This window comes from Xanthomonas sp. WHRI 10204, from assembly GCF_040202875.1.
Classification (GTDB): domain Bacteria; phylum Pseudomonadota; class Gammaproteobacteria; order Xanthomonadales; family Xanthomonadaceae; genus Xanthomonas.
Map to the genome: position 1 here is coordinate 730142 of NZ_JBEGDW010000002.1, position 14008 is coordinate 744149.

The 14008-nt window shown below is 65.4% G+C and carries 10 protein-coding genes; 2 read left to right on the forward strand and 8 right to left on the reverse strand.

Annotated features, from left to right (window positions below; translation table 11 throughout):
• Positions 1-178 precede the first annotated feature (178 nt).
• The gene (locus ABQZ00_RS13960; RefSeq protein ID WP_323538348.1) at positions 179-1828 is read left to right on the forward strand and encodes a glycoside hydrolase family 43 protein; all 1650 of its coding nucleotides are present in this window, start codon (positions 179-181) and stop codon (positions 1826-1828) included.
• A gap of 225 nt (positions 1829-2053) precedes the next feature.
• Here ABQZ00_RS13960 and ABQZ00_RS13965 read toward each other — a convergent pair whose 3' ends face one another.
• The 6 genes from ABQZ00_RS13965 to ABQZ00_RS13990 are packed head-to-tail and all read right to left on the reverse strand — an operon-like array spanning position 2054 to position 7476.
• A complete protein-coding gene (locus ABQZ00_RS13965; RefSeq protein WP_323538020.1) occupies positions 2054-4009 on the reverse strand; it encodes a response regulator in 1956 nt (651 codons plus the stop codon).
• The gene (locus tag ABQZ00_RS13970) at positions 3999-4874 is read right to left on the reverse strand and encodes a sensor histidine kinase (RefSeq protein WP_323538019.1); all 876 of its coding nucleotides are present in this window, start codon (positions 4872-4874) and stop codon (positions 3999-4001) included. The genes ABQZ00_RS13965 and ABQZ00_RS13970 overlap by 11 nt, the downstream gene beginning before the upstream one ends.
• On the reverse strand, positions 4871-5881 hold the full coding sequence (locus tag ABQZ00_RS13975) for an ATP-binding protein (RefSeq protein ID WP_115512249.1): 1011 nt from the start codon (positions 5879-5881) through the stop codon (positions 4871-4873). Before ABQZ00_RS13975 ends, ABQZ00_RS13970 begins: the two co-directional genes overlap by 4 nt.
• Complete coding sequence (locus tag ABQZ00_RS13980; RefSeq protein WP_115527336.1) at positions 5872-6270, reverse strand: ATP-binding protein; 399 nt, start codon at positions 6268-6270, stop codon at positions 5872-5874. Before ABQZ00_RS13980 ends, ABQZ00_RS13975 begins: the two co-directional genes overlap by 10 nt.
• Entirely contained in the window at positions 6270-6632 is a 363-nt protein-coding gene (locus ABQZ00_RS13985) for an STAS domain-containing protein (RefSeq protein ID WP_115527335.1), read from the reverse strand. Before ABQZ00_RS13985 ends, ABQZ00_RS13980 begins: the two co-directional genes overlap by 1 nt.
• 1 nt (position 6633) lies before the next feature.
• On the reverse strand, positions 6634-7476 hold the full coding sequence (locus ABQZ00_RS13990; RefSeq protein ID WP_323538347.1) for an STAS domain-containing protein: 843 nt from the start codon (positions 7474-7476) through the stop codon (positions 6634-6636).
• A 660-nt stretch (positions 7477-8136) separates the two neighbouring features.
• On the opposite strand from ABQZ00_RS13990, the gene ABQZ00_RS13995 reads away from it, so the two are divergent.
• Positions 8137-9237, forward strand: a complete 1101-nt coding sequence (locus tag ABQZ00_RS13995; protein ID WP_323538018.1) for an NADH:flavin oxidoreductase/NADH oxidase — start codon at positions 8137-8139, stop codon at positions 9235-9237.
• Between the two features lie 382 nt (positions 9238-9619).
• On the opposite strand, the gene ABQZ00_RS14000 is transcribed toward ABQZ00_RS13995, so the two are convergent.
• A complete protein-coding gene (locus tag ABQZ00_RS14000; RefSeq protein ID WP_323538017.1) occupies positions 9620-11944 on the reverse strand; it encodes a tetratricopeptide repeat protein in 2325 nt (774 codons plus the stop codon).
• A 24-nt stretch (positions 11945-11968) separates the two neighbouring features.
• Positions 11969-13837 carry an ATP-binding protein gene (locus ABQZ00_RS14005; protein ID WP_323538016.1) on the reverse strand — a complete coding sequence of 623 codons (1869 nt, stop codon included), beginning with the start codon at positions 13835-13837 and terminating at the stop codon, positions 11969-11971.
• Positions 13838-14008 lie beyond the last annotated feature (171 nt).

Here is a 14008-nt window from a genome sequence, read left to right on the forward strand (position 1 = left end):
AAGTGGCAGGCGTGCCGATCCGCGCCCATCGGCCACGTTGCGCACAGCCATGCCACCACACGCGTGCGGCATGGCAAAACAGCATGCCCTGGCCGGCGGCGAGCTGTCATGCTGCCGCTAGGCTGGCGCTACGCCAGTAGCGCGCATCGGGGGACCTGTCGTGAAACCAATCGGATGGATGCTGGGCCTGATGGCCGCGGTGAGTTGTCAGCTGGCCTACGCCGGCAGCGCACTGATCACCCAGGTGGATTACCAGGGCGATGACGGCGGCCCGTTGCCGACCGAGGCGCAGTACCGCAATCCGGTGGTGGCCGGGTTTTATCCGGACCCGTCCGCGATCCGGGTCGGCGACGACTTTTATCTGGTCAACTCCACGTTCGGCTATTTTCCCGGCCTGCCGGTGTTCAAGAGCAGCGACCTGGTGCACTGGAACCAGATCGGCAACGCGATCGATCGCGCCGACCAGATCGACTACGGCCGCGACGAACTGACCCGTGGCCTGTTCGCCGCCAGCATCAGCCACCACGACGGCACCTTCTACATCGCCAACACCTGTTTTTACTGCGATGGCGGCAACTTCCTGATCACCGCCACCGATCCGGCCGGGCCGTGGTCCGATCCGATCTGGCTCGACGCCAAGGGCATCGACCCGTCGCTGTTTTTCGATGACGACGGCAGCGCCTGGCTGGTCAACAACGATGTGCCCGCCGGCAAGTTGCGCTACGACGGACACCGCGCCATCTGGCTGCAGCAGCTGGATCTGACCCGCATGAAGCTGGTCGGCACGCGTCAGGCGATCGTGGATTCGGGCTTTCAACCGGCCACCAATCCCGAGCACATCGAGGGCCCGCATCTGTTCCGCCGCGATGGCTATTACTACCTCACCGCGGCCGAAGGCGGCACCGGCGAGCAGCATGCGCAGATGATCTACCGTAGCCGCCAGATCACCGGCCCCTACGAGCCCTGGAGCGGCAATCCGGTGCTGACCCAGCGCGACCTGGACCCGAGCCGCAGCGCACCGATCACCTCCACCGGGCACGCACAGTTCGTCGAGCTCAAGGACGGCAGCTGGTGGGCGATGTTCCTGGGCACCCGCCCGTATCAGGGCAACCACTACGCGCTTGGCCGCGAAACCTTCTTGTTGCCGGTGCAATGGCGCGACGGCTGGCCGCAGGTAGTGCCGCATGGCAGCGCTGTGCCGCCGGTGGCCACGCGCCCGGCACTGCCGAGCGGCACCCAGACCCTGCCCACCAGCGGCCCGATGCAATGGAGCGAGCGCTTCCAGGAAGCGCGCGTGCCGATGCAATGGATGACCATCCACCCGCCCACCCAACCGTGGTACCTGCCCGGCCCGCAGGGGTTGCGCATCACCCCATCGCAGGTCGCGCTGGGCGACATCGGCCGCGGCCAACCTGCGTATCTGGGCCATCGTCTGCAGCATCACCACGCCACGCTGGCGGCCAGTGTCGATGGCAGCGCGCTGGCGGCCGGCGAACAGGCCGGTCTTGCACTCGTGGCCAAGGAGAGCCACTTTCTGGCGGCCATGCTGGTGCGCGATGAGGCTGGCGCGTCGGTGGTGCTATATCGCCGCGCCGGCCTGCAGGACCCAAGCATCGGCACCGTGCTGGCGCGTGCGCCGCTGCCCGATGCAACGCAACCGGTGCAGCTGCGCTTTGCGCTGGACGGCGCGCGTGTGCATGTGGATTACGCGGTGGGCAGCGGCCAGTGGCAGACGCTGCTCGAACAGGGCGACGCCACCCTGCTCAGCACCGAGACGGCCGGCGGCTTTCTGGGCGCCACGTTCGGGCCGTACGCGTATTCGCGTTGACTGCCGGCACGCGTACACCGCACTGCCGCGCAATCAGCTCCATGCAGGGCACGCGAAAACCGGCGCGCTCTGTTGCTTGCGTTATCTGCGCCTGGCGCAGGCCTGATCGAACGCGCTACTGCGGATGCGACTTATCGCATCCAGTGCCGCAACAGCAGCGTCGTGCCGCAGCGTCGTCGTATCCGACGTCGCATCCACCCACACCAACATGCAAATCACTGCGCTTTACGCGCGCGCCAGCACGCTGCTGTCGAGCATCTGCCCCACCGTATTGAGCAGATCGTTGAGGCTGAAGGGCTTGGGCAGCAAGGCCATGCCGTCGGCCAGGAACTCCTGCCGCGTGATCGCGTTTTCGGCGTAGCCGGTGATGAACAGAATCGGCAGCCCCGGGCGCAGCGTGCGGGCTACGTCGGCCATGTCGCGCCCGTTCATGCCCGGCAGGCCGACATCGGACACCAGCAGATCGATCTGCACATCGGTACGTAACTGCTCCAGTGCACCGATGGCATCTTCGGCTTCGGTCACCTCATAGCCGGCGTCGCTGAGCACCTCGCTCACCATCATGCGCACCACGTCGGTGTCGTCCACCAGCAGGATGCGCGCGTTGCGCGCCCGTGGCGTTGTCGGCGCCGGTGCCGGCGGCAACGCGCCCGCAGACAAACCGCGCGGCAACAACAACGCCACCGTGGTGCCCTTGCCGATCGCACTGGTGATACGCGCAGTACCGCCGGATTGGCGCGCAAAGCCGTAGGTCATCGACAACCCAAGGCCGGTCCCTTCGCCGATGGGTTTGGTAGTGAAAAACGGCTCGAACACCTGATTGAGAACGGCCGGTTCGATGCCGCTGCCATTGTCGATGACGTTGACCGCCACGTACTCGCCATCATCCAGTTCCGGGTCGTTGTGCGCGGTGTAGGCCGCGGTCTGCACACAGATCGTGCCCTGCCCGCGCAAGGCGTCGCGGGCGTTGATCACCAGGTTGAGCACCACGTTCTCGAGTTGGTTGGCATCGGCAATGGCCACCAGCGAGGTATCGGCAAGCTCCAGCTCCAGGGCGATGTTCTCGCCGATCGAGCGTTGCAGCATGTCTTCGAGCGAACGCACGCGCAGATTGACGTCGAACGGCTGCGCATCCAGCGATTGCTTGCGCGCAAAGGCGAGCATGCGCTGGGTCAGCGCTGCAGCCCGATGCGCAGAGCCGGTGGCAATTTCGGCAAGACGCGGCACACGTTCGATACGGTTGGATTCCACCGCCAGCTGGATCATGTCCAGGCCGGAAATGATGCTGGTCAACAGATTGTTGAAGTCGTGCGCAATACCGCCGGTGAGCTTGCCCAGCGCTTCCATCTTTTGCGCCTGCAGCAGCTGGATTTCGGTGCGCTGGCGTTCGGCGATCTGGTGCGCCAGTTCGGTGGTGGCGGTATCCAGCTCCTGACGCTGCTCGCGCTCGCGCTCGCGCCGCTCGGTGACGTCTTCCACCATCAGCAGGCCCAGATCCGGCTCGCGGTACGGCGACACCCGCCATTCGGTCTCGCACAGCTTGCCATCGCGCAGGATCGACAGCGTGCCGCTCCAGCGCTCGCGCTGCGCCAATGCGCTGGTCAGCGCCTGCACGATGGCCGTTTGATCCAGCCCCGCAGCGTGGATCGCATCGCCCGGCGTGGCGTCGCCGATCAGGCGCTGAAAGGCCGCGTTGAGTTCATGCGTGTGCAGGGCGGCATCGACCACCGCGATCGGCGCGCTGATGTGCTCGAAGATCTCGCGGAAGCGGGCCTCGCTGACCCGCAATGCTTCTTCGGCATTGCGCGCGCGCAACAGCGTACGCAAGGTGGCGACCAGCACATTGGGGTCGACCGGATGAATCAGGTACGCATCAGCGCCGGCATCCAGGCCGGTGATCATGTCGCCGGTGGCGATCGATGCGGCAGACACGTGTACCACCGGCAACAACGCGGTGCGCGGCTCGGCGCGCAAGCTGCGCACGATGTCGAAGCCGCTCATGTCCGGCAGGTTGACGTCCAGCACCACACCGGCAAAGGTCTGCGTCGCCAGCTTGCTCAGGCCTTCGGCGCCGGTGCCGGCTTCGTCGACCACAAAACGGTGATGCTCGAGCACACGCCGCACCGAATAGCGCGTCACCGCGTTGTCGTCGACGACCAGAATGTGCTGCTTACTGCTCAAGTGCCTTCTCCGCTGCCAGCGTCACCGGCAGGACCACGAAAAATTCCGAGCCTTGCCCGACCACGCTGTTGATGCCCACCCGTCCGCCAAGCAATTCGGCAAACCGCTTGCAGATCGCCAACCCCAGCCCGGTGCCGGTCAGGCGCTTCTGCAGCGGCGAGTCCACCTGCACAAAATCTTCGAACAAAGCATCGTGAAGCTCAGGCGCGATCCCGATACCGGTGTCCTGCACGCTGAAGCGCACGTGCTGGTCGCCTTCCAGCTGCGCCAGCACGCGCACCTGGCCTTGCGGGGTGAATTTGAGCGCATTGGAAATGAAGTTGCGCAGGATCTGCGCCAGCTTCTTGTCGTCGGTGTAGAGCATCGGCAGCACCGGCGGATCTTCGAAGATCAGGTCGGTACCGCTGGCGCCAGTGAGCGGACCGAACATGCCGCGCAATGTCGAAAACAGATCCATCAGACAGAACCAGCCTGGCGAGATGGTGATGCGGCCGGCTTCGATCTTGGCCAGGTCCAGCAGGTCGTCGACCATGTCGGTGAGCTCGCGTGCCGAAGTGCTGACAAAACGCACCTGCTTGACCTGCTCGGCATTGAGCGGCCCATCCATACCGTCTTCCAGCAACCGGGTGATGCTCAGGATCGAACTGAGCGGCGTGCGGAACTCGTGGCTCATGTACGACAAAAACCGGCTCTTGAGCTCGGACACGCCGCGCAGCTGTTCGGCCTGCTGGTCGAGCTCGGCGTACAACGCCAACACGCCCTGGTTGGTTTCTTCCAACTCTTCGCGCAAGGCCTGGTTCTGCTGCCGCAACGCGTGCAGTTCGGCCATCGGGTCGATCGCCGATGCATCATCGGATGAAGTCATTGCATGCCTCCCAACCGCATGACGAACACGCATGCATCGTCGCGGCCGCGCGCGTAATCGCGCAACAGCACCGCAGCAACAATACGCGGGTGGCGCGCCAATAGCGCCGGGTGATCGCGCAAATTCCAGCGCGTTTGCAGGCCATCGCTATGCATCACCAGCAGTTTGCCGGCCGCATTCGGGAAGTCGAACGGCTGCGCCTTGCGAAACTGCACCCCGACGATGCCTGGATGCGAAGGCATGCCGCGCATTCCATCGCCATCACAGAGCGATGCAACGATATTGCCCACACCGGCAAAGCGCACCTGGCCGGTACGGCTGTCGAACTGCATCACTGCCGCCGCACCGCCGCGCGTTCCTGACATGCCGGCATGCAGCTGCGCGATCAGTTCGCCAGGCTCGCCACTGGCCGCCGCCGCAACGCGCGTGCCGACATCGGCAGCATCAGCGGCATCCGGCCCGTGGCCCAGGCCGTCGATCAGCACGACCGTCGCCCGCTGTTCGCGGATCGCCAACTGCCAGGCATCGCCGCAGACCGTTTCGTTGTGCAGCGGCACACGCACCGCGCCATACGGCAGATCCAGTTCGGCGCGTTGTTGCGCGAACAACCGCGCCATCACGATGGCGCCTTTTGAATCCGAATATGCGTCCAGCACCTGCGCCTGACGCTGGATCGCACCCAGACCTGTGCCGGGTGTGCCGACAGTGGAATAGCCATCGCGCAGACCGTCTTCGAGCGCAAACCCGGGGCCATCGTCGATGGCGCAGATTTCCACGCCCATGCCTTCACGCGTAGCCACGCGCGACAACTGCAGGCAGCCGCCACGCCCATGCTTGACCATATTGGTGGCAAGTTCGGTAGCCACCAGGGCGACGCGCCCGCATGCGGCTTCATCGAAGGCCAGCGTCTGCGCCAGCGCCGCTGCTTCGCGACGCGCTTGTCCGACCTGGCTGGTTTCGTCGACGCGAAACGCGCGGGTCAGCTCACCGGCGAGGGTCACTTCCATTTGGTGATGGTGACGCGCGTGCCCTTGCCAGCGGCAGTGTCCAACACAAAATCATCCACAAGGCGACGGCTGCCCGACAGGCCGAGCCCAAGCCCGCTGCCGGAGGTCCAGCCGTCAGTCAGCGCAAGATCCAGATTGGGGATGCCCGGGCCTTCGTCGCGGAAGGTCAGCTGCACGCCCTTGCGGATGCCGCTTTCCAGCAGCGCCCAGTCCATGTCGCCGCCGCGACCGTAGATCACGGTGTTGCGCGCCAATTCGCTGGCCGCGGTGATCAGCTTGGTCTGGTCCACCAGCCGCAGGCCGCACTGCACCGCCAACTTGCGCACGGTCTGCCGGGCCAGCACCACATCCTGTTCGGTGCGTACCGTTTGCGAGCCCGTGGTCGCCATCACGACTCGTGATCGGGTTGCTGCAACAGACGCATGCCGCGTTCGACGTTGAGCGCAGTACGCACCGCTGGCAAGGTCAGTCCCAGTTCCACCAGGGTGATCGCCACCGCCGGTTGCATGCCTACCACCACGGTGCGGGCGCCCATCAGCGTCGCCAGCCCGGAGATGGTGCTGATCATGCGCCCGATGAACGAGTCGACGATATCCAGTGCGGAGATGTCGATCAGCACCCCACGCGCGGAGGTGACGCTGATCTTTTCCGACAAGTCTTCCTGCAGCTGCAGCGCGAGCTGGTCGTGCATGTCCACCTGGATGGTGACCAGCAACAAATCGCCCATCCGCAGGATCGGGATGCGCTCCATGTCAGCTCGCCTTGCTCACGATCACACCGGTGCGCTTGAGCGCCAGCGCCAGCGCGTCGGACAGGTTGGCCTTGGTCACGATGCCCTGCAGATCCAGCCCCAGATGCACGATGGTCTGCGCAATCTGCGGGCGCACGCCGCTGATGATGGCATCGGCGCCCATCAGCCGGATCGCGGTGACGGTCTTGAGCAAATGTTGCGCCACCAGCGTGTCCACGGTCGGCACGCCGGTGATGTCGATGATGGCGATCTCCGAGCCGGTGTCGACGATGCGCTGCAACAGCGATTCCATCACCACCTGGGTGCGCTGTGAATCGAGGGTGCCGATCATCGGCAATGCCAGCACGCCGTCCCACAACTTCACCAGCGGCGTGGACAGCTCCAGCATTTCTTCCTGCTGCCGCACGATGATGTCTTCGCGGGTCTTCTGGAATGCCTTGACGGTGTACAGCCCCAGGCGGTCCAGCAGTTCGGACAGCGCCCACAGCTGCTGGGCGAGGTCTTCCGGCGTGCTGGCGTATTCGCGCTGCACCAGCTCGAACAGCACGCGCTTGAGCGAAAAGATGAAGTTGGCGGTTTCCTGCGAATCGAAGCCGCGGGTGGCGCGGTCGCGCGATAGATTTTCCAGGAAGCGACGCACTTCGCTCCACTCGGCACTGTCCAGACTGCTACCGTCGTCCTTCAAGGAAGCGACCAACAGCCGAAGAAAGTCCGCGCCCTGGGCCTGCAGATCCTGCCGGGAGATGCGCGCATCGTTGCCGAGGCCTGCGTCCAGCCATGCGGCCAACAACGCCGCTTCCTGGTCACGGATCGCGTCGATTGAGCGCTGCTGCAATGCCACCATGAGATCACCCGCCAAAGTTAAGAAGGAGATACTGGGCATGCGGGTTGGCCTGCGCCATGACTGACGCGGCGCCCCCACGCCGATGCGCAGCAGAGTAAAGCAATTCAGATTCGGCAACCAGCAACCAAACCTGTAGCAGTCAGAGGACGCTACTGGCGGCAGTTTGACATTGCAGCGCAAGCGCCGAACGTGCACCGGGACACGTCGTTGGAATCGGGAATCGGGAATCGGGAATCGGCATTAGGGTGCTTGGTGTTGGTCGGGAGTGCGCAGGCGCGGACTGCATGTGTGTGATTGGTTGCTGAGACACGTGACTGAGCAACGGCGAGTACCGGTCTCTTGCAAGCTGCATGTCCCGGGCTGCTACGGTTGCTACGGTTGCTACGGTTGCTACGGTTGCTACGGTTGCTACGGTCGCTGCGCGTTGTCGCGCGGGTCTTGCGTATGCGCGCACGCGCCGGGAGCGCGCACCTGGCGCCATTGCGCCGCGAATCTGCCTTTGCTTCTGCACCCACCACGCCATGGCACTCAAGCAACCGTTACCGGCCTCGGCGGTGTGCCCCCAAGCCGCTGCAACGCGGTGTGCTACTGGCAGTGTTTTGATCCGGCCGTCGGCGTGGTCTGATCGCCAACCGCTTTTCCCAAGGTTCCCTCCCCGCAATGTCGTCGCTTTTTTCGCCCTACCAGCTCAAGGATGTCTCGCTGCGCAATCGCATCGCGATCCCGCCGATGTGCCAATACACCGCCGTCGACGGCTTTACCAACGATTGGCATCAGGTCCACTACGCCAGCATGGCGCGCGGTGGCGCCGGGCTGATCATCGTCGAGGCGACAGGCGTGTCGCCAGAAGGTCGCATTACCCCAGGCTGTCTCGGCTTGTGGAACGACGCGCAGGCCGAAGGACTGGCACGCATTGCCGCCTCGATCACCGCAGCAGGTGCGGTGCCCGGCATCCAGATCGGTCATGCCGGTCGCAAGGCCAGCGCCAACGCACCGTGGGAAGGCGACGACCATATCGCCGACGGCGATGCGCGCGGCTGGGACACGTTGTCGCCGTCCGCAGTCGCCTTCGGTGGCGGCCTGTCCAAACTGCCGCGGGCAATGACGCTGGACGACATCGCCCGCGTACGTGGCGATTTTGTCGCCGCCGCGCAACGTGCACGCGATGCAGGCTTCAAGTGGCTGGAACTGCACTTCGCCCACGGCTATCTGGCGCAGAGTTTCTTCTCGGTGCACGCCAACCACCGTGAGGATCGCTACGGTGGCAGCGCCGAAGGCCGCGCGCGCTTTCTGCTGGAAACGCTGCAGGCCGTGCGCGCGGTGTGGCCGGAACATCTGCCGCTCACTGCACGCTTCGGTGTCATCGAGTTCGACGGCCGCGACGAACAAACCTTGGCCGAAGCGATCGACTTGACCCGCGAGTTCAAGCGCAGTGGCCTGGATCTGTTGAACGTCAGCATGGGCTTCAGCACGCCGAATGCGCAGATTCCGTGGGGCCCGGCGTTGCTGGCACCGATCGCCGAACGCGTCAGCCGCGAGGCGCAATTGCCGGTCGCCTCGTCCTGGAACATCGACGACCCCATCGAAGCCAACCGCGTTGTCGCCGATGGGCAGATGGAGTTGGTGATGGTCGGACGCGCGCACCTGGCCAACCCGCATTGGCCGTACCAGGCGGCACTGGCACTGGGCGAAGCGCGTCCGTCCTGGGTGCTGCCGCCGTCATACGCGCATTGGCTGGAGCGCTACGGCAACCGCAGCTGATCGCATGCGGACTGCGACGTTGCCGCTAACGCGGCAACGTCTTGCTCAAGCGAAGGCGTGCCCCGCCCCGCCACGATCGTTGCAGGCACGGGAGGGAACGCTACCTCGCACGTCCGCGCAGACTGCACGGACGGCGCGCAGAACAGCACGCCAATCCCGAATTCCCAATCTCTGCGGCAACCAGCGACACACCGGTTGCACGACGCATTGGACGGCGCGCTAAGAACCGAAGTGTGACAGTGGCAAAGGACCACGCGCATTGAGCGTTGCACGCGCGAGAACCCACGCACCTTCGCACGTCACCGCAGACCGCATAGACGGCGTGCAACGCAGCACGCCAATCCCGAACTCCTAATCCCCAATCCCTGCGGCGTCAGCCGCTCTAAAGCCCGTAGCGCTCCACAGCCTCCAGATGCGGTCGCGTGTCCTGCTCGCAGGCTTCGGCCAACCGCAGCCAGCACATCGGATGCGACCAGCGCGAGGTCGTGCACCGCAGTACGCGATGCAGTTCCTGCGGCGCAACGTTTTCCGGAAGCGCCACGGTGAACAACACGCCTGGCAGCCCGGACGTCGCATCCTCCGGGTCGAATGCATCCGGGTGCTCCGGGTCGACCACGCGATAGTCGTCGCGACTATGCAGCCACGCCTTCCAGCCGCGCGTCTCCATATCTGCACGCAGCGCTTCGATCACCTCGTCGCCAGGGTGGACGCCGTCCACCAGCCAGCTGCTGCCATAGCCACCTGTCTGCAGCACATGCACCTGCGCATAGGTCGGTACGAACCGCGCACGCTCGGCCTCGTCCTCCGGCGCCGGATACAGCAGCTCCGCATCGAACACGACCCAGTCGCCGACATGCTGACGGCGGTGGGCCGGTGCGTTTTCGATGATGCGCGCGGTCACCGGACCGGTGCGGCGCGCGTAGTACTCGCCCACTTCGCCGTCGTCCACGCACCGCACGATCACCCAGCCCCAGTCTTCTTCGACAACCCCGCTGGTGCTGCTCAGCTCCATGCCGATCGCGGCTGCCGACACCCGCACCGCATCCCAGTCCTGCGCGGCACTGGCGGCGGTCATATGGTCCCAATGCGCCGAACGCGGCTCGTCCATCAGTGCGATCAGTTGCCGGTAGACATCGGCCGCTTCCGCAAAGCGGCCGGTGTTGAGGTACATGCGCGCCAGCAGCCCGCGCGCGCCGTGCGAGCCAGGCGAGAGCTCCAGTAGCGCGGTACAAGCCTGTTCCAGCGCCGGCCAATCACCCAACCGTTGCGCAAGCTGGGCCTCGCACCACAGCGCCGCCACCGGCACCTGCGGGCGATACAGCAACGCCAGTCGGCGCACCCCAGCGTCATCGCCACGGCCAAGCAACAGATTCATCAGGCGGAAGGTGGGGCTTGTTTCGCGGTCGGCATGCCGCTGCACGAAATCCCACAACAGCACGATCGCCTGCTCGTCTGCCGCGCAGGCACTCAATGCCGACGCCGCGGTATCGACCAGCTCGGCATCGTCCGGACGCTCGGTCACCGCCTGCAGCAACCATTGCGCTTCGCGCTCGGGATTGCGCACCGCCTCCTCGCCCTGCGCGTTCAACCAGTCCAGCAACTGCGCCGCAGGTACAGGCGCGTCCTCGCCCGCCGATGCGGATGCGATGCGCGCAGCCCACCCATCCAGCGCCTGCGTGGCGCCACGGTCCTGCCGCAACTTGGGCGCATGCGCGCGCGCCAGTGCAAGATGCCGGCGTGCGGTCCATACCGCACCGCGCTGCAGCGCCAGATCCATCGCGAGCTCGGCGGCCTCGATCAGGATGCGATGCGCACCGACCTGCGCGTAATGATCCAGCATGACCTGCAGGCGGCTGCCCAGATCCCAGGTGTTGCGCTCGGGTGCGCGCGAGGTCAGCACCGCCACCGCGCGCAGCCAATGCAGGCGATAGCGCGGCGCCACTTCGCGCCACGGCAGCAACGCCTCCATCGCTTCGTCATCGCGCTGCAACAGCGCCAGCGCACGTGCCTTCTGCAGACGACGCGGCTGACTGCAGTTAGCCCACTCCGCGCCCTCGCGCGCGGCCTCGACTTCGCGCTGTTCGATCAGCGCCAGGGCTTCAGCTGCACGCCCCAACGACAGCAGGATCGAGATCCGCATGTCCGGCACGCCGTCGTAGATCTGGCCGCCGTGCGCCACGATGGTCTGCGACTGCTGCTCCAGATAGCTCAGCGCCGCGTCGCCGCGGCCGTCGTCGAGCAAGGCGTCGGCTTTTTCGCAGCTCAGGCACTGGTAGCACGACCAACTCGGGTCGATGCGGCCCAGGGTTTCATCGCAGACCTCGATGCGCTCTTCCACCCAGCCCGGGCCATCGATGTTGGCGTAGCACGCCGCCAGATCCTGGGTGACACACACCGATTGCGGGCACTCCACCGCATCGGCGCGATGCGCGCGCTCGAACAGTGCCACCGCATCGCCCAAGGCGCGTTCGCCTTCGCATAGATTGCCGACCCGGTTGCGCATTTCCCAATGGCCGACGAACACCTCCAGCCAGGGGTTGGCCAGCGTCTTGCCCAGCGCACGCGCCTCGGGCAACAACGCTTCAGCACGCTCGATCTGCAGATCGCAGATATGGTCGGTCAGGCGTGTCAGCAGCTGCGCATTCTGCGGCTGCCCGGCTTCGCCCAGGTCGTCCTGCAGCTTCTCCACCCAGTTCCAGATTTCCATTGCGTTGTTCCTTGAGTGCGGCGCTCAGCGCGCCAGCAATTGGGTCACGGCCTCGGCAAGATCGCCGAAGGCCTTGTTGAGATCCGAACCGCCCGACTCCGCGCCACCGGCCTGCGGCTGCGCGCGCCCTTGCGCAGAGACAATCACCTTGAGCGCGCGCAGCAAGCGCGCGGCGACCGCGGCCTGCGGGTTGCCGGCACGTTGTGCGGCCAGCAATGCCTGCAGCGCAGGATTGTCGAGATTGAGATACAACCGCTGGGTCTGGCGCGCTTCGATACGCGCAGTGAACTGCCGCGCCAGCCGCAGCGCTGCAGTGGACACCCGCTTGTCGTTTTCGTCCTGCTCCAGCCGGCGTTTGAGTTCCGCCTCGCGGTCGGGCACCACCACCAGCGGCAGCTCTTCAGGGCTGAAGCGCGCCGGCACCAGCGCTTCGCCATCGCCCAGATGCTGCTCCAGCCACGCCAGTTCGTCGGCCGGCAACGTATCGAGATGGAACAACTGGCGGTTGCCATGCTCGGTGCCCAGCTCGACCAGGCGCACGCCCTTGGCCTGCGCCCACCGACGCAAAAACGGCACTACCGCGTAGCGGTTTCCATACGCCACCGGCACGCCCATCGCGCGGAACAACATTTCTTCGAAACCGCTGTCGCTGTCCAGGATCACATGCACCGCGCCACGCGCCGGTAGCTGCTGGGCCGGCAGATCGCCTTGCGAGGTCGGCACGCGCACATGTTCCAGCAGCAAGTCGAACAGACGCTCATCGCACAGCGCCGCACCCAACAAGGCCTCGTTATGCCGCAACAGAATGCGACGCCAGGCTTCGGGCTGTTGCCGCGCCACCTCCGCCAGGCCCTGCACCAGGGCTTCGGACAAGGCGTGCTGCACCGAGCTATAGACCGTATCGCGCTGCAGATCCTCGCGGCTCGCGGTCGGCGTCAAACGGTTGGATTCGATCACTCCGCCGATGAAACCGGCCCACGGCGGCAGCAATTCGCGCGCATTGTCGTCCAGCAACATGCCGCGCAAAAACACCGACAGATTGCGATTGTCACTGGTGCCGTAGGTGGCCCCGTCCTGCACCCATAACAGGCCGACCGCATCGCTGCCGTCGGCCGCACGCACCGGCATGCAGCACAGCGGTTCGAAATTGCGTTCGAAGCGCGCCGCAAACTCGCGTTGCCGGCGCCATGCCTGCACCGGGTGCAACGGCACTGCGTCGTCCATGCGCCACGGCGGCGGCTCCGGATTGATCGGCTGCGCATCGGCACCGACCCAGATCGGCTCGCGCAACAAGGCGCAGTAGCGCGACAGAATCTCGTGCAGGCGCGCGTCCTGCGCCAACGACAGATACTGGTCGTGCAATTCCAGCACCACCTCGGTGCCCACCTGCGCGCGCGCCGGGATCGGGCTGACTGTGTATTGCTCGGCATTGCTGGAGATATAGCAATGACCCAGCGTCGGGCTCTGGTACGAGGTGGTACGCACGGTGACGCGTCGCGCCAGTACGAAGGCCGACAAAAAACCCAGCCCGAACATCCCGATCAGGCCGCTATCTTCGTGGCCTCCCTGGCGCAGCCCACGGGTGTAACCCACACCCACGGTGGCCAGATAATCGTGAATTTCCTGCTGGGTGAGCCCGGCCCCGGTATCGGTAATGCGCACGATGCCCTGCGCCGGATCGGCATGCACATGGATGCGCGCTTCGCCTTGCCAATAGGGCTGTTCCAGGCGGCGCCGCAGGATCGAGTCGTGCGCGTTTTGCACCAACTCGCGCAGCGCGACCACCGGCGTGGAATACAGATGCTTGCTGAGAACGGACATCAGTCCATTGAGATCGACGCCGGCGCGGCGGATCTGTGAGGCGTCCGTCGCCTCGGAGATATGATCTTGCATGATCGTCGTCGTTTCCTTGGCGGCCACGCCCGTCCTCGGACGCGCCTCCTGGGTGGCAGTGCGAGCCGGCAAGGATAGCCGCAAGCCATCCTGGACGCACGTCTCACTTCGGCTTCTGTGCCAGCGTGCGTACAGCTGCGTACGTCCCGCGACCAGCCCGTATCCAGTCGT